Here is a 15,756-nt window from a genome sequence, read left to right as displayed (position 1 = left end):
CACGCGCGCCCGGCGCCCCCTCCTTCCCGTCTACTCGCCCGAATAGCGCACGCCGAGCGCGGCGCGCGCCACATCGGTCATCGCGATCATCTGCCGCGAATGGTCGTGCGTCATGATCGGACTTTCCGTCTTGCCCGCACGCAGCAGGTCGCAGAAATGCGCGGTCTCGTAGTTCAACCCGCCGCCTTCGGCCGGTGCGTCGAGTTCGACGGTACGTCCGTCCGCATAGCGAATCGTCGCGCGCGCAGGATTCCACCACTTCTCGTGAATCGTCACGTGGCCGCCGGCCGCGGCGATCAGTGCGTCGCCACGCCCCATCACGTCGAGCCCGCAAAAGAGCTGCGCGATCCCGCCGTTCGCGTGCACGCTGTTGAGGCTCGCAAACAGGTCGACGCCCGTTGCGCCGACGCGGCCGAGCGTCTGCACGTCGAGCGCCGCACCGAGCCAGTCGACCGCGAGAAACGCCTCGTAGATGCCGACGTCGAGCAGCGCGCCGCCCGCGCGATCGAGGCGATAGACGGGATGGTCATCCGGTACCGACGACGACGCACATCCCGCACGCACGAGCCGGATCTCGCCGATCGGATCGTCGTGGAGGTGCGCACGCAATTGACGGTACAGCGGAAAGAACGGCGGCTTCATCGCTTCCATGAACAGCCGTCCGGTATCGCGCGCCGCCTGCAGTACGGCGTCGAGTTGCGCCGCGTTCAGCGTCGCGGGCTTTTCGCACAGCACGGCCTTGCCGGCGGCCAGCGCGGCCAGCGCGTACTGTGCATGACTGTCATGGAGCGTCGCGATGTAGACCGCGTCGATATCGCTCGCGAGGAGCGCGTCGAGGCTCGCGGCAGGCGTGCCGCCATTCGTCCCGCAAAAGGCGGCGGTGGCGTCGGCCCGGCGGGCCCAGGCACCGGCGAGCGTGGCGCCCGGCACGTGCGCGAGGCTTTGCGCGAAGCGGCGCGCAATGCTGCCTGCGCCGACGATGCCGAAGCGCACCGGGCGATGGTCGTTGTCGTTCATCCTGATCTTCCGTGTCGGTCGTAAGACGATGGCCGGCACGCTGCCGACCGGCCGTCATGATAAACGGCCCGGCGGCACACGGATGAGCGACACGTACAACGTCAGGCGCGTACCGGCACGTCGACCGAGAAATCGCGCGAGATTTCGTCGGCACTGAAATCGATCAGCGCGAGCGATGCCGCCTCGGCTTCGCGCGGGTCGCGCCGTTCGATCGCATCGACGACGCGCGCATGCGCCTTCACCGCAATCTCGTGCGCCCCTTCCTTCTGCACGACACGCGGATTCACGAGGCGCACTGCACCGCGCACGATCGCCGCCATCTGCTGGAAGAACTGGTTGCCGCTTGCCTGCACGATCCGCGTATGGAGCAACTCGTCTGCCGTGTCGTAGCCGGGATCGCCCGGCTGCAGCACCTTGAACGCATCGAACGCTTCGCGAATGCCCGCGATGTCGGCCGCCGTCGCACGCACGGCCGCCTGCGCGGTCGCACGCGGTTCGATCAGCATCCGGAACTCGATGACGTCGCGCATGAACTGCGGATCCGGTTTTGCCCGAAATCGCCAGCTCACGACGTCTTCGTCGATCATGCGCCAGTCGCGCATCGGCCGCACACGCGTGCCGACTTTAGGACGCACGTCGAGCATGTCGCGCGCAAGCAACATCGACAATGCTTCCCGCATCACCGTACGACTCACATCGAACTCTTTCGACAGCACGTCCTGTGGCGGCAAGATGCCGCCGTACTTGTCTTCGACGATACCCGCGACAAGCCCATCCATCACTTTGGCGACCAGTGACCGGTCTTTGCCCTGCTCCATGACACCTCCCCGTGCGTCGATTTGCGAACACCTGCTCCGCAGTTCCGCCGGCCCTGGTTACTACTGTTCTTATGATCTATAAGTTGATGAGTTCGACGATATTTCGCTATCTGGTAAACACCTGACAGGGTTATCCCTCTTTTTGACGGGGTGATTTATACGTCTAAAAAAAAGACCCGGAAAGCGCGCCGCGCCTGCCGGGTCCGGATTTCCACAAGATTTAACCATTCAGTCCGTGACGAGCGATACCACGCCATTACGGACTGCTTCTCATTCAGATTCAGCCAGCCGGATAAACGATCGTTTCAACGCCGTTTTCCGTGCCGAGCAAGCACAGATTCGCACCGCGCTCGGCGAACAGGCCGACCGTCACGACGCCCGGCCATGCGTTCACCTGCGCTTCGAAGCCGCGCGGATCGGCGATCTGCAGCCCCTTGACATCGATGATCTCGTTGCCGTTGTCGGTAATGTACGGCGCACCGTCCTTCGTCACGCGCAGCACGGGCACGCCGCCGAGCGCGGTCACGCGCCGGCCGATCGCCGTGCGCGCCATCGGCACGACCTCGATCGGCAGCGGAAACGCGCCGAGCACCGGCACGCGCTTGCTGCCATCGGCGATGCAGACGAACGTGTCGGCCACCGACGCGACGATCTTCTCGCGCGTCAGCGCGCCGCCGCCGCCCTTGATCATCGCGCCGCCCGCGTCGATCTCGTCGGCGCCGTCGACGTACACCTGCAGCGAGTCGACCTCGTTCAGGTCGAACACCTTGATGCCATGCGATTTCAGGCGCTCGGTCGTGGCAACGGAGCTCGACACGGCACCGCGATAGCGCGACTTGACGACGGCGAGCGCGTCGATGAAGCAGTTGGCGGTCGAGCCGGTGCCGACGCCGATCACGGCGCCTTCCTGCACGTTCTGGATCACATAGTCGGCGGCGGCCTGGCCGACGAGGCGTTTGAGTTCGTCTTGAGTCATGGAGTGGGAATGCTGCGGGATTGCGGAAAACCGCCAGTTTACCGGACTCGGATGACGGCCCGCGTTTTTCGGCGTGCGGCGCGCCGCGAATTCAGGGTGCGCCGGCCGCGGGCGCGTTGTCCAGCGGTTGCGTGCCAGGGAAGTATTTATCGAGCAACGCCTGCGCGATTGCATCGGTTTCAGCGTCCGGATTGCCCGCATAGTCCGACGGGCGGAAATGCATCTGGAATGCCGCGAACACGCGCCGCGTACGTGCATCGAGCATGCCGTCGGTCGGCACGTCGTAGCCGTAGCGCGCGAGCTTGAGTTCCAGCTCACGCACGTCGACGGGTGCGTGCGGATCGCGGCCGCCGAGCCGGGCGGCCACGGTCGCCTCGTCCGGCCACGCACCGACACCGGCCTGCGCCAGCGCATGCCACGGAAACAGCGGCCCCGGATCGATCTTGCGTTGCGGCGCGATGTCGCTGTGCCCGACCACGCGCGTCGGCGGGATTCCATAGCGCGCGACGATGTCCTTCGACAGGCGCGTCAAGGCGTCGACCTGTTCGGGCGGATACGGCTGCCAGGTGCGATGCTGTGGATCGAGCGGGCCGCGGTTCACGTTCTCGATGCCGATCGACACCGCGTTCAGCTCGGTCGCGCCTTGCCACTCGCTGACACCTGCGTGCCATGCGCGCTGCGCTTCCGGAACGAGCTGGTAGACGACCGGCATGCCGCGTTCGGTGCGCGGCTGCGGCGGGATGACGTAATGCACGCTGACCGAATCGCCCGTCAGCGTGCGCAGCGACTTCGTCTCGTCACTTTCGGTGTAGTGCATCACGAGAAAGCGGACCCGTGAATCGGCGCCGCGTGCATGGAGGCTCGTGTCGGCGTAGTAGGTGCCGTGTTCGACGAGCGACGGCGATGTGCAAGCCGCCAGCAGGCCCAGCACGGCGCAGGAGGCGCCAACACGGAACAGGGTCATCGGTCGCGGGTTTCGGAGAGGCGCGCACCACACCGCATCACGGCACGGCACGCGTCGTTCGGATCATTCGAGGCCCGCGCGGATTGCGCGGGACGGGCCGGCGTCAGCCCTTCACGCGCCGCTGGCGCACGGCCTCGTACAGGCACACGCCGCTGGCAACCGACACGTTCAGGCTTTCCACGCTGCCGGCCATCGGGATGCTCATCACTTCGTCGCAGGTATCGCGCGTGAGCCGGCGCATGCCTTCGCCTTCGGCGCCCATCACGAGCGCGACAGGGCCGTCGAGCTTGGTTTCATAGAGCGTCGCCGGCGCCTCGTCCGACGTGCCGATGATCCACACGCCGGCTTCCTTCAGCTCGCGCAGCGCGCGGGCGAGGTTCGTCACCGTGATGTACGGCACCGTATCGGCCGCGCCGCTCGCCACCTTGGCCGCCGTCGCATTCAGGCCGACCGCGCGGTCGCGCGGCGCGATCACCGCATGCGCGCCGGCCGAATCGGCGACACGCAGGCACGCGCCGAGGTTGTGCGGATCGGTGACGCCATCGAGCACGAGCAGCAGCGCCGGGCCCTGGATGCCGTCGAGCAGCTCCGACAGGTTCTGCGCGAGCGGCATGTCCTCGACACGCGCGACGACGCCCTGGTGGCGCTCGGTGTGCGCCAAGCCCCACAGGCGCGTTTCGTCGGCTGCAATCAACCGCACGCCCGCTTCCTTCGCGGCGTGCAGGAAGTCCTGCATGCGGCGGTCGCGGCGCGTCTGGTCGTACAGCACCTCCGCAACCGTCGATGCATCGTGCCGCAAACGTGCGGTCACCGCATGAAAACCGTAAAGAACCTTCAGACGTGACATGACTGGAACAACCTTCGATCAAACGTGCGGCCGCGCGATGCGCGCAGTCGCGATCCATGGAAAAGGAAAGCGCCGCGTTGCCGGCCGATGACCGGTGACGCGGCGTCTCTCGATACTGCAGGGCATGCGCGTGCGCATACCCCGAACGCTCAATACTTCTTGCGGGCGTGTGTCTTCTTCGCAGTCGGCTTCGCCGGTGCGCCACCGCCGCCGCCCTTCTTCTTCGCGGCGGAACGCGCGGCGCGCGCGTCCTTCACCGCGACACTCGGCGCACTCGCGGCCTTCTTGCGACGCGGAGCGGCCTCCTCCGCCTGCGGCAGCGCGCGCACGCGCGGACCGTTGCCGTTGCGATCGCCACCGGCGGCAGCCGGCGCCTGCGACGGACGCGGCGCCTTCACCGGCGTATCGCGCACGAGGCGGAAGTCGATCTTGCGCGCATCGAGATCGACGCGGCTGACCTGGACGCGCACGCGATCCGACAGGCGATAGCGGATGCCCGTCCGTTCACCGCGCAGTTCGTTCTTGATCTCGTCGTACTGGAAGTAGTCCGAGCCGAGTTCCGTCACGTGCACGAGCCCTTCGATGAACAGCGTGTCGAGCTGCACGAAGATGCCGAACGACGTGACGCCGTTCACCATCCCGCCGTATTCCTCGCCGAGCTTGTCGCGCATGAAGTAGCACTTGAGCCATGCTTCGACGTCACGGGACGCTTCGTCCGCGCGACGTTCGTTCGCCGAGCAGTGCAGGCCGAGCTCTTCCCAGATCGCCGTGTTCGAGCGCGAGCGGCCGCGCGATTCGTCGTCGGCCTGCTGCATCGCGCGCGCACGCGGCGACAGCGCGGTATTCAGCTCGAAGCCTTCCGGCGCCTTCGGCGTGTATTTCTTGCCCGACAGGATCGCGTAGATCGCGCGGTGCGTGAGCAAGTCGGGATAGCGGCGGATCGGGCTCGTGAAGTGCGCATACGCCTCGTAGGCGAGACCGAAGTGGCCGATGTTGTCCGGGCTGTAGACGGCCTGCTGCATCGAGCGCAGCAGCATCGGCTGCAGCATCTGCGCGTCCGGCCGGTCGCGGATCTGTGCCATCAGCGCCGCGTAGTCGCTCGCATGCGGCTTGTCACCGCCGCCGAGCGACAGGCCCATGCCGCGCAGGAACGCGCGCAGGTTCTCGAGCTTCTCCGGCGTCGGCCCCGCGTGCACGCGGTACAGGCCCGGGTGCTTGTGGCGCTTCAGGAAATCGGCCGCGCAGACGTTCGCGGCCAGCATGCATTCCTCGATCAGCTTGTGCGCATCGTTGCGCTGGCGCGGCACGATCTGCTCGATCTTGCCCTGCGAGTTGCAGACGATGTAGGTCTCGGTCGTGTCGAAATCGATCGCACCGCGCTTCTGGCGGGCGGCGAACAGCGACTTGTAGACGCCGTACAGGTCCTGCAGGTGCGGCAGCAGATCGGCGCGGCGCGCGGCCTCCGGGCCCTTCGTGTTCGACAGCACGGCCGCGACTTCGGTGTACGTGAGGCGTGCAGCCGAATGGATCACGGCCGGATAGAACTGGTACGCCTTGATCTCGCCGCGCGCGGTAATCACCATGTCGCACGCGAGCACGCAGCGGTCGACGTGCGGATTCAGCGAGCACAGGCCGTTCGACAGTTTCTCCGGCAGCATCGGGATCACGCGGCGCGGGAAATACACCGACGTGCTGCGTTCGAGCGCATCGGCATCGAGCCCGGTGCCCGGCTGGACGTAGTGCGACACGTCGGCGATCGCGACGATCAGCCGGTAGCCGTCGCCCCGGCCGACCTTGACCGGCTCGCAGTAGACGGCATCGTCGAAGTCGCGGGCGTCCTCGCCGTCGATCGTCACGAGCGGCACGTCGCGCAAGTCGACGCGGAATCGCAGGTCGGCCGGCCGCACCTTGTCAGGCAGCGCGGCGGCTTCGTCGAGCGCCGGCTGGCTGAATTCGTGCGGCACGCCGTACTTGCGCACCGCGATCTCGATTTCCATGCCCGGATCGTCGATGTCGCCGAGCACTTCGACGACACGGCCGAGCGGCTGCGAATGACGGCTCGGAAAGTCGGTCAGTTCGACGACGACGACCTGCCCGACCTTCGCCTTCTTCACGTTCTGCGTGATCAGGATGTCATGACCGATGCGCTTGTCTTCCGGTGCGACGATCAGTGCGCCGTTCTCGTTGAGCAGGCGGCCGATCACGCGCTTGTTCGCGCGTTCGGTGACTTCGACGACATGCCCTTCGGGACGGCCGCGGCGATCGTAGCCGACGATCCGCGCGAGCACGCGATCGTTGTGCATCACCTTCTGCATTTCGCCGTTCGGCAAGAACAGGTCGTCCTGGCCGTCGTCGCGGATCACGAACCCGTAGCCGTCGCGATGCCCCTGCACGCGCCCGGCGACGAAGTTCGATGGATGGGTCAACTGGTAATGACCACGCTTGTCGAGGCGGATCTGGCCGTCGCGCTCCATCGCGGCGACACGCCGGAAGAACCCCTCGCGCTCCTGGCGCTTGATCGACAGGGCTTCGGCGATGTCGTTGGCAGCCAGCGGCGCGTCGCTCGTACGCAGCACGCCGAGAATTTCTTCACGGCTCGGAATGGGGTACGGATATTTGCTCAAGGGTTTGTCGATGATTGTTCTCGTTGCGTTGACTGATGGTGCACGGCATCAACATAGAGGTGTCCGTCAGACAGTTCTATATTGACGGCGGCGGGTCATTCTATCACCCGCCTGTGTCGCCAAAAGACGGGAATGCCGCGAGCGGGCATGACGGCGGCCGGTTTGCGATGCATCGCAAAAAAGTGTTGACACGAATAATTGGGGCGCTATAATTTCGCTTCTTTGCAGCAAGCAGCTCACTGCAAAACGTGCCCAGGTGGCGGAATTGGTAGACGCACTAGGTTCAGGTCCTAGCGGTGGCAACATCGTGGAGGTTCGAGTCCTCTCCTGGGCACCACTTATACTTCCAGAGGCTTCTAACGAAGTCTTCTGATCCTCAGAAAAGCCCGCAACTGCGGGCTTTTTTGTCTTCTGGCGTCTTCCGAACTTCACCCAAAGCCACCTGCAAACGAGTACATTTTTGAGTGCATTGAAAGTTCGATGTAAGGAAATGTACTCAGATGACACTGACTGCACTACAGGTTCAGGCGGCCAAGCCGAGATCAAAGCCCTACGGACTGCCTGACGGAAACGGACTGTTCTTGTGGGTGACGACGGATGGCCTCCCGGGGCATCCAGGCGACAGAAAGTTATCCGCAGGAGGACGGCTCCCACGAATCCGAAGAAGGGATTTCAAGCCTTCTTCGGAATTTCGAACGCCTCTCTTCGGAATCCGAACCAGGTCGGGAAGCCCCGCCAGACACCGCTCTTCGGAATTCGAAGCAGGACAGTACTGTACGTAGTAGCGGTATAAATGAACTACGTACTACCGCGCGAGCGCACGCACTGGGCGATCTGCAATGGCCCAAACGCTTCACGGAATTGAAAGCGGAGCAGCAGGTAGGCGCCAGGATGGCATTGCAGCAAGTGGACGCCACCCTACGGCAAGCCGTGCTGGACGAGTGGGCCGCACGTTGCGGCAACCAGGCGCATAGTGTTGCATCTTACTGAACCCACTCCCTCTGAAAGTACTTCACATGACCATGATCACAGGTTATCGCCTGAAGAAAGGTGGTTTCCTCCAAGCCGACATTCTGCTCACTAGTACGAAGAGCACCCGGATGCGCCCTTCGCAGATTCCGTCGTTCAACCCCAGTACTGACTGCGCGCCCCTGAAGACTCGCACCGTGGCCGGGCTTTGCCAAAAGATTCTGGTAGTCAACAAACACTTCGCCGTCGCTTTCGCTGGGAGTGTTGCCGCCATCCAGAATGCTGTACGGCTGATTGATTCGCTCCTAGCGCAATGCCCCGACTTGACCGGCAAGCGTTTCGTGGATGCCATCCTGGCTGACGAACAGCTAAAAGAAGCTCAATTGACCGCTATCGCACTCAGTGTCGAGGACGATGAAATCCAGATCACGAACCACTGCGCGAAGTTTGGATTTTCCAACGAGCACTTCGAACTTCACGTGGGCGGATCAGGGGCAATACATGCCATTCAGCACTATGAGCAGTTCCCTCTTCATGTATTCGATGTTTCTTTGGAGGACATTGCTGTGCAAGGCACCTGCATGGCTCTCTATCAGTTCGCACATCACGTGATTGATGAATTCGAAAACAAATTTGAGTCCGATACCATTAGTGACCTGTTCGGAGGCGGGTACGAGGTAGTGGCATACCACGGTGGCCAGTTCCACAAGATCTCAGACGTAGTTTACGTCTATGCAGAGGCAGAGGTCGACGCCGATGGCATGCTTCAGGTCGAACTACCAAAATTCCTACTCAAGTCCACCTATCGCGGTGATGACCTCAAAATCAGGAGCATGGAAATGCACTATGACGAGGATGAGGATAATCTCACAACCCAAAGTGACCGGACGTTCACCATCGCCCCCATCACCCGCTACCATGAAACCCACGTTGAAGAAGGCTGCGAAGACATCGACCTTGCAGGGGAATTTCTTTGCTTTTTGATCAAAGTGAAGCAGCCAACTGGCAGCTTCACTATCCCCTTCATCAGGAAGTACCATGGAGTCGTGGGCTTTGCAGTCAAAGCCTTCATTGCCATTACAAGCAAGAACAATGTGTATTTCATCTACTCGGAGACCTTTAGGAGTGAGCTACAAGCTCACGTGCTGGAGTACATGCGCCTGCGCCACCCCTAAGAAAGTAGACAAGCCCTGCTTATCTTTGGGCTACCCATAGGCCACTTTCGATCTGCGATAACGGCTGCTATAGAACGCGTTTGAGCGCGTCGATGACGCCCTTGTGAGGGAGATAGCCAACAATGCCATGGGCGTTGAAGGTCTTGTTATCAACGGTGCCATCGTTATCGATGTTGCTTGCGAAATTCTCTTCGCTCAACGGCTTTCCAAGCGCGACAAAATCAGATGGGTCATAGAAATTCATCCACTGCTCTACAAAGGCAGGTTTGCGCCGCGGTGCGCCAAGTTTCGCCTTGAACGCATCCAGGCCCAGCGGCGAACCCATGGTTATAAGAAGCGGAATCTGGACTTCAACGCCCTTCGCTTCCATCTCGCGCAGCAGCTTGAAAGCAATAACGGTTCCGAGCGAGTGAGTAATCAGCATTTGGGGGCTTCTTTGCAAGAATGGTCGCACGATACTATCGACCGCCTTTGCTGCCCCAGGTGAAGAAAGATAGGTATGCCCCTGCCTAATGACCCGAAGAAGAAGCGAGCCTTTGGCTGGAGAAATCTTCTCGACCACGCGCACTAGACCGACGAGGCGTCTTGCGATGAAGTTATCCATCGGTACTGCATCATTTCCTGTCGACTCTATCGCGGCCTCAATTTCAGCCTCGCCGATACCATGGTTGCTGGCGAACTCTTCCATTACGGCGCTGAGGAACTTCAATTCATCAGCATCACCGACGTGAACGGCCGTGGACTCAGTGCCCATACCGATGGCATTCTTTGCTTTGCCATTTGTCCAGTCGGCAAGCGTCGTACCGTAATACGCCATTTCGACCAACGCCCCGTCGAGCAAGCCTGGTTGGGCGGTGTGGAGGGACTCTGTCCATTTCTTGAGGAGTTCATCCTTAGTGGAAGCCTCTTGACCAATTCCATGAATCATCAGAACGTTCATTCGCTTGCCTCCAAGTTAAATCTATCTATCAGTATTATCGCCCCTCGTTCTCTGAATGAAGAGAATTGTGAAGGCAATAGAAAATTGGTGACACCACGCAATCCTTCCGCGGCCGCTTTCTCTTGCGGCTCTGGATTCTCCATGAATTGCCACCCCTGGCGAAGCCAAGGCCATAAGCCCGCAACCTGCCCCGACGCCCCATCGGTCGCTCTCGTAACCCAATGTGGCAACTTACCATTTTCCGACGACTGCGGCCTTGCTGGAATTGGTGGTACGTCCGCCACAATACCGCCCCGTTCCGTGTCTTTGGTTGAAAGAAGGCCCATAAATGCCACATCGAACGGCATGGGTTGATGGTAATGGCAATAAAAGAATGCCATCCGACGTATACTATCGATGTCCCCTGTGTAGTCGTACAAATAGCTCGCGATGGCGCCCAAGGTTGGATTGATGTGTTTTACTTCTCGCAGCTTTACCGCGATATCGTCCACTTGGTCAGCAGAGAGATTACCCGTCTGAAGATCCTTGATCACATTTATAGACGTGTTCAGATCCCTCCTGAATTCAGCCCATTCAGAAACGCAGGTCCAATTTATCTCACCCTTTTCGTCTCGACTTATCAGAGTGATGAGGTTCTCATATACTACGGCCGATGCGAACACGCCATCGTCAAATTCGACGAGGATTTGAATGGCACCATCTACCGTGCCTCGAACTCGAAAGATTGCTCCATCATCATCATTGATCAAGATTTTTTCAACTGGGGATGTGCTCCATATCTTCCTTGGCACCGCGCCGCGGATAGCTAGGTTGAATCTCCACGGAGCGAAATCGGAATGCAGTGACAGGCTGTCTCGGAAGTGTCGTTTGAGAACGCGGAATTCGATATAGGGGGGGCTCGCCTGCAGATCTTCGCCGCCAGCCTGCAAATCTTCGCCGGCGTTATCCGGCATTTGACCTCGGGAAGGCGGCGCAGGCCATTGGGGAATGGGTAGATCGGTTGGACTCTCACCTCGTTTGAAGTAAATCGCATGCTCTCTGGGGATGCCAGTAGCGTAATCGGGAGAACATTTCAGATCGTATGTTTCACCAATCTCCTTTAATCGCTCCTTTGAGAACAACGCAAGCGACTCGGGAATCACACAATCCGGATTGTACTTGTCAAATGCCTCATCCTTGAGGCCGCACAGCCCTTCAACCAAGACAGTGGAAAAAACGCATCTAGGCGGGGCAATGCCATCTCCTTTCAGCATGTATGCCTGTTGACCATCCACTACCGCGTTGAAGCGATCAATGATGGGGGCCACTGCATCGTACGGCCCTCTTGGGAGTACCGGGTCACCGAAAATGTCTGCAGTGTCGATGTCTAAGGGTAACGACCGGCAGGCGTCGCCAAAGATCGACAGGCTTTTTATTCCATGTCTGTAGAGCTGTCTTTTCAGCCCTTCCACTGATATGGCACGCATCTCCTTGTACCAGTCACTGGGGAGCCAGACATTTTGTTCTGCCCCAGATCGAAACCCATGCCCGGCGAAGTGCAAAATGAAAAGTTCCACTTCGTCATTGGCAGGAAGCATTCCGAGAAGTATTTCACGGATGCGTGCAATCGTGACGGGGTTTTTACCCTCATCAGTGATCACTTGCGTGACGAATCCGGCTTTTCGTGCCCAACCACCCATTTCGCGAGCGACTGTAATCGCCCCCGGCAAATGCGAAAGCGGTGGTGCTTCCGAAACCCCGATGGTCAAAAACAGCTTCATGACTTCCCCTTAATTTCAGCACCCATTGGATAGAGCGCCATTCTTTGTCTTATGTATGCCTCAACGCAGCCACACCTAGCCTACGGCCCCCGGTAACCCAAGGCTTTGTCAGCAAATACACGCAAGAATACACTAGCAGGAAATCTATCTGCGCCATCCAGACCTCCGGGATCTGATATTTCAGAAAGGGAGATGCGGGACGTAGTCGGGTCGTCTGCCTCGTTTGTGGCCGCTCTGTGGTTCTCCTGAGTTTCCTACCCTCACATTTCAACGCACGAGACGAATCCACCGCGAAATGCGGATTCCCATCCCTTTCAGCGTGCAAATATTCGGGCGTGTGCCTACGATTCAGCCAACCAACCTGGCCTTCGCTTCCCGCTTGCCGATTTTCAGCACGGCCTGAATGCGCTCCAATTGCGCCGCACGCGGCGTGGCCTTGCCGCTCTCCCACCTGCTCACCGACGGCGTGGAAGCCTCCAGCAGGGCTGCCATGGCCTGCTGCGAGATTCCCAACTGCTCCCGCTTCGCCGCCAGCGTTTGCGCATTGAAATGGAAGCGGCGCGTGCGCCGTGCTGGTACATCGGTGTCCGCAGCGGGCGCAGCGTTGCTGGCCCCATCCTGACGGCTCACTCCCCTGAGCACTGCCTTCAACTGGGAAGTCAGCGCTTAGCCTTGTCGTACTACTGTACTGCCTGCGGCTTGCTGATCACGGCACGGTGCCTTATCTCAACCACAAATCTTCGTTTTATCGAATCAAGCGTGCAACTTCTCGCCATCTTTCATACCAGCGATGCCGCCTACGCGTTGAAGAATCATCTGGAACAGAAAGGTATTTCCGTACTGTGTGTCGATGCCAGCGCGCGCATTGGAACCTTTTTCGGAGGGAGTCGCCAACTAGGCTACCTTGTAAACGCCGTACTGGACACGCAGTATGACGATGCCATTCAACTTATGCGCAACCCACAGCATGTGGTCGTAGATCCGGTTAATGTGGCCGATTTTCATGGCTATATGGCTGCACGGCAGAACAAGGAAGCAGCCAATCACATTATGCTCGTCAGCATGTCGGTTATCTTGCTGGTTCTGCTGGCAATAGCTGTACTGGTCGTTGGAATCACGCTTTGGTAGCTCTTAGGCATGCATCCATGGAATATAATTCATGAGCAATTTAGATAAAACCCCAGTTTCCTTTGGATGCGGCCGCGCCAAAAGTGACAGACTTTCCGAACACCCAACAACCAACGAATAGGAAATTTCCATGCGAGAAGACATTCAACAGGCGATCGAATGCTGGGCCTCACGGCCTACCTGGTTCAGCCCTCACCCCAGCGATACCAGGGTGCTCAAGCAGGCGGTTTCCAACCTCAAGAAGCTCACCCCACGCCCCACGGAAAGCGAGCTGCGGGCCGTCATTTACCATCGCGTGAAGGACCTGCCGGCCCTACTAGGAACGCCCAAGGATGTGGAGAAGGCGGCAGGTGAGTTCGCAGCGAAGATAGTCGCAAAGATGTAGCCACTGCCTCCGCCGCGGGCTTTGTTCCCGCCGTGCTGCCGACATGCCAGTTGGTCATACTGCGTTGCCGTTGCGATCGACTGCCGATACACAAAAGCAGGCCATATTCTCCGAAGAAGCCATGACCAGCGTGGAAAAAAACTTTGAAGCTGCGGCCTCCGTGAAGGAAGGCTTTATCAGCGAAGTCAGTGAATTCCTGGCGAACCGAAACGACGAAGAGCTGGGCAAGTTTTTCCACCTGACAATGCAGTTCGTGACCGATTATGCAACCGGCTACGAGCTTGATGCAGAGCTTTGCCTGGTCTTGGACAACAGTTTGATTCAGGACTTCAAGCATCGCGAAAACAATGCGAAGCGCGCCCTGCATGCATACGCTTACACCGCATTCTGCCGGTTTGTTAGCGGATGGAGCGACCGCCCCACCCGCTTGGCCATTTCTGCCGTGGCGGTGTACGAACACCTGGGGCGCCGGGCAGCAGTCACCACGGATGGTGCATGGTCCGCAATGTCAGAATTGCTAGGAATCCTTTCTATTACGCAATTGCCCGTTCATGCCATTGGCTTCAGCACGCCCGAAGACCTTGTGAGCGCGCTGAACCTTGTTGATAGCGACGCGCGCTTTCTGGCGAAACTCGTCCAGGAAATCGACACGGCTGACTGGAAGCTCACCCTCCGGCAAGGAACTCGCGTCAAGATTCCGCTCGCCATCGCTTACAAGGCAATTCCCGACGACCTGCCGCTCCAGTACTTCAGCCCGTGGTACGTGAAATTCACATTCGCGAGCCGAATCGAGCAGCTCATACGGCAGCAGTCTGGTAGCGAGCCCGATGCGCCAGTGTTTGCCAGCGGAAACTTGTCGGAAGCACTTGCCCAAATGAACGAGCTGAAACGCGGCATACTCAAGGGGCTGGGCGACATCGATCTACTGCAGATATGCGACGTGTCGCGGCAGTACAAGCAACGCTTCGATACAGTCATGCTCGGACAGACGATGGACAAAACCCTTGCCAAAGTGCTCTTCGAGCGGCACACGTTTCACGAGTCTCGGCAATGGCAAAGCGGTTCCCCCGATGCGGACGAACAGCAGAATGAATTCGTGAAGCTCTTTTGTTCCAATCCATTCGCCGAATATGAAGCCCGTGGCAGGCGCATTCGAGAAAGGGCTCTCGATTTCATCGATGTGCTCACGCAGGCTTGCGTCGCGGTTCAGCACGCGCGACGGCCTCAACCCTCACCGGCCAAAAAGCCCGCCTAGCCTTGTCCGAAATTCGCGTATCGCTGCTCGCTGAAACAGCCCGGTAACTGCCATGTGCGAGAGCGGGCCACAAATGGCCCGGCAGGTCAGTTATGGCCCGCCACTTTCCCTTGCAATTTCAACGAGTTGCTCCGGCCCGAGCCATTTGTGGCTCGCAGGCCGGGGGAAATGGGCCTGCGCGACGCTCTCGAAGGCCAATCCAACACTATCAAAACCCATGCAACACATTGATATTTAATAGTTTTATCGAGTGTCTCAGCACCTGGCATAGCGATTGCAATTAAGGCCCCTGTCATCGCCGATGGCACATCGGGCCATGGGGGCCCGCATAATTTGGAGTACAGCTATGCCGACACCCGCTTACATCAGCATCCAAGGCAAGACCCAGGGCAACATCACGCAAGGCGCCTTCACTGCCGACTCCGTTGGCAACGTCTACCAGGAAGGCCATGAAGACCAGATCCTGGTCCAGGAAATCGAACACCTGATCGCCACGCCGACCGATCCGCAGAGCGGCCAGCCGTCCGGCCAGCGCGTGCACAAGCCGTTCACCTTCACCGCGCCGCTGAACAAGGCCACGCCGCCGCTGTACCAGGCGCTAGCGGCAGGCGAGACGCTCCCCGAAGTGGAAGTGAAGTGGTACCGCACCTCCACCGAAGGCAAGCAGGAGCACTTCTTCACGACCAAGCTCGAAGACGCCACGATCGTGACCATCAACACCGTGCTGCCGCATGCTCAGGATCCGAGCAAGGCCGAGTACACCCAGCTCGTCAAGGTCGCCATGGCCTACCGCAAGATCACCTGGACCCACTCTGTGGCCGGCACCGAGGCCTCGGACGACTGGCGCAAGCCGCAAGAGGCGTAAAGTGTGACACGGCCCGGCCAGCACCTGTATGCC

At 60.0% G+C, this 15,756-nt stretch carries 14 protein-coding genes and 1 tRNA gene; 6 read left to right on the top strand and 9 right to left on the bottom strand.

All coding sequences use genetic code 11. The annotated features are described in order from the left end of the window. Window positions 1-30 precede the first annotated feature (30 nt). From AC5LXX_RS07785 to rnr, 6 genes are all read right to left on the bottom strand, one after another. The gene (locus AC5LXX_RS07785) at window positions 31-1,017 is read right to left on the bottom strand and encodes a Gfo/Idh/MocA family protein (protein WP_493411035.1); all 987 of its coding nucleotides are present in this window, start codon (window positions 1,015-1,017) and stop codon (window positions 31-33) included. A 101-nt stretch (window positions 1,018-1,118) separates the two neighbouring features. Further along, window positions 1,119-1,835, bottom strand: a complete 717-nt coding sequence (locus tag AC5LXX_RS07780; RefSeq protein ID WP_493411034.1) for a FadR/GntR family transcriptional regulator — start codon at window positions 1,833-1,835, stop codon at window positions 1,119-1,121. Between the two features lie 280 nt (window positions 1,836-2,115). Beyond that, window positions 2,116-2,811 (bottom strand): ribose-5-phosphate isomerase RpiA, encoded by a 696-nt coding sequence (gene rpiA, locus AC5LXX_RS07775; protein ID WP_493411033.1) that lies wholly within the window; start codon window positions 2,809-2,811, stop codon window positions 2,116-2,118. A gap of 91 nt (window positions 2,812-2,902) precedes the next feature. Continuing rightward, window positions 2,903-3,775 carry an N-acetylmuramoyl-L-alanine amidase gene (locus AC5LXX_RS07770; protein ID WP_493411032.1) on the bottom strand — a complete coding sequence of 291 codons (873 nt, stop codon included), beginning with the start codon at window positions 3,773-3,775 and terminating at the stop codon, window positions 2,903-2,905. A gap of 103 nt (window positions 3,776-3,878) precedes the next feature. Continuing rightward, window positions 3,879-4,622 carry a 23S rRNA (guanosine(2251)-2'-O)-methyltransferase RlmB gene (gene rlmB / locus AC5LXX_RS07765; protein ID WP_124454906.1) on the bottom strand — a complete coding sequence of 248 codons (744 nt, stop codon included), beginning with the start codon at window positions 4,620-4,622 and terminating at the stop codon, window positions 3,879-3,881. Window positions 4,623-4,771: 149 nt separating this feature from the next. Beyond that, window positions 4,772-7,246 carry a ribonuclease R gene (gene rnr / locus AC5LXX_RS07760; RefSeq protein ID WP_493411031.1) on the bottom strand — a complete coding sequence of 825 codons (2,475 nt, stop codon included), beginning with the start codon at window positions 7,244-7,246 and terminating at the stop codon, window positions 4,772-4,774. 250 nt (window positions 7,247-7,496) lie between these two features. Between rnr and AC5LXX_RS07755 the strand changes: the two genes are divergently transcribed. Then, window positions 7,497-7,583, top strand: a tRNA-Leu gene (locus AC5LXX_RS07755). Between the two features lie 679 nt (window positions 7,584-8,262). Next, the gene (locus tag AC5LXX_RS07750) at window positions 8,263-9,390 is read left to right on the top strand and encodes a hypothetical protein (RefSeq protein ID WP_493411030.1); all 1,128 of its coding nucleotides are present in this window, start codon (window positions 8,263-8,265) and stop codon (window positions 9,388-9,390) included. Window positions 9,391-9,457: 67 nt separating this feature from the next. Here the strand turns inward: AC5LXX_RS07750 and AC5LXX_RS07745 are convergent, their stop codons facing one another. The 3 genes from AC5LXX_RS07745 to AC5LXX_RS07735 all read right to left on the bottom strand — a co-directional run bounded on the left by AC5LXX_RS07745 (window position 9,458) and on the right by AC5LXX_RS07735 (window position 12,732). Continuing rightward, a complete protein-coding gene (locus AC5LXX_RS07745) occupies window positions 9,458-10,330 on the bottom strand; it encodes a hypothetical protein (RefSeq protein WP_493411029.1) in 873 nt (290 codons plus the stop codon). Next, the gene (locus AC5LXX_RS07740; protein ID WP_493411028.1) at window positions 10,327-12,090 is read right to left on the bottom strand and encodes a caspase family protein; all 1,764 of its coding nucleotides are present in this window, start codon (window positions 12,088-12,090) and stop codon (window positions 10,327-10,329) included. Before AC5LXX_RS07740 ends, AC5LXX_RS07745 begins: the two co-directional genes overlap by 4 nt. Before the next feature lie 348 nt (window positions 12,091-12,438). After that, complete coding sequence (locus AC5LXX_RS07735; RefSeq protein WP_493411100.1) at window positions 12,439-12,732, bottom strand: helix-turn-helix domain-containing protein; 294 nt, start codon at window positions 12,730-12,732, stop codon at window positions 12,439-12,441. Between the two features lie 117 nt (window positions 12,733-12,849). Here AC5LXX_RS07735 and AC5LXX_RS07730 point away from each other — a divergent pair, with 117 nt between their 5' ends. The 4 genes from AC5LXX_RS07730 (at window position 12,850) to AC5LXX_RS07715 (ending at window position 15,723) form a co-directional block, all read left to right on the top strand. Beyond that, entirely contained in the window at window positions 12,850-13,218 is a 369-nt protein-coding gene (locus AC5LXX_RS07730; protein ID WP_493411027.1) for a hypothetical protein, read from the top strand. A gap of 130 nt (window positions 13,219-13,348) precedes the next feature. Continuing rightward, entirely contained in the window at window positions 13,349-13,603 is a 255-nt protein-coding gene (locus AC5LXX_RS07725) for a hypothetical protein (protein WP_493411026.1), read from the top strand. 121 nt (window positions 13,604-13,724) lie between these two features. Beyond that, window positions 13,725-14,858 carry a hypothetical protein gene (locus AC5LXX_RS07720; protein ID WP_493411025.1) on the top strand — a complete coding sequence of 378 codons (1,134 nt, stop codon included), beginning with the start codon at window positions 13,725-13,727 and terminating at the stop codon, window positions 14,856-14,858. Window positions 14,859-15,204: 346 nt separating this feature from the next. Then, window positions 15,205-15,723: an Hcp family type VI secretion system effector gene (locus tag AC5LXX_RS07715; RefSeq protein WP_493411024.1), complete on the top strand. Its 519-nt coding sequence runs from the start codon at window positions 15,205-15,207 to the stop codon at window positions 15,721-15,723. The last annotated feature ends 33 nt before the right edge of the window (window positions 15,724-15,756 follow it).

It is taken from the genome of Burkholderia torrens (genome assembly GCF_984668525.1).
This window is presented reverse-complemented; position numbering and strand designations above follow the sequence as displayed.

What these genes read in the sequence shown, in the direction of transcription:
- rlmB (WP_124454906.1), bottom strand. Translation starts at nt 4,622, where the DNA reads ATGTCACGTCTGAAGGTTCTTTACGGTTTTCATGCGGTGACCGCACGT.
- AC5LXX_RS07780 (WP_493411034.1), bottom strand. Translation starts at nt 1,835, where the DNA reads ATGGAGCAGGGCAAAGACCGGTCACTGGTCGCCAAAGTGATGGATGGG.
- AC5LXX_RS07745 (WP_493411029.1), bottom strand. Translation starts at nt 10,330, where the DNA reads ATGAACGTTCTGATGATTCATGGAATTGGTCAAGAGGCTTCCACTAAG.
- rpiA (WP_493411033.1), bottom strand. Translation starts at nt 2,811, where the DNA reads ATGACTCAAGACGAACTCAAACGCCTCGTCGGCCAGGCCGCCGCCGAC.
- AC5LXX_RS07725 (WP_493411026.1), top strand. Translation starts at nt 13,349, where the DNA reads ATGCGAGAAGACATTCAACAGGCGATCGAATGCTGGGCCTCACGGCCT.
- AC5LXX_RS07720 (WP_493411025.1), top strand. Translation starts at nt 13,725, where the DNA reads ATGACCAGCGTGGAAAAAAACTTTGAAGCTGCGGCCTCCGTGAAGGAA.
- AC5LXX_RS07785 (WP_493411035.1), bottom strand. Translation starts at nt 1,017, where the DNA reads ATGAACGACAACGACCATCGCCCGGTGCGCTTCGGCATCGTCGGCGCA.
- AC5LXX_RS07770 (WP_493411032.1), bottom strand. Translation starts at nt 3,775, where the DNA reads ATGACCCTGTTCCGTGTTGGCGCCTCCTGCGCCGTGCTGGGCCTGCTG.
- AC5LXX_RS07750 (WP_493411030.1), top strand. Translation starts at nt 8,263, where the DNA reads ATGACCATGATCACAGGTTATCGCCTGAAGAAAGGTGGTTTCCTCCAA.
- AC5LXX_RS07715 (WP_493411024.1), top strand. Translation starts at nt 15,205, where the DNA reads ATGCCGACACCCGCTTACATCAGCATCCAAGGCAAGACCCAGGGCAAC.
- AC5LXX_RS07740 (WP_493411028.1), bottom strand. Translation starts at nt 12,090, where the DNA reads ATGAAGCTGTTTTTGACCATCGGGGTTTCGGAAGCACCACCGCTTTCG.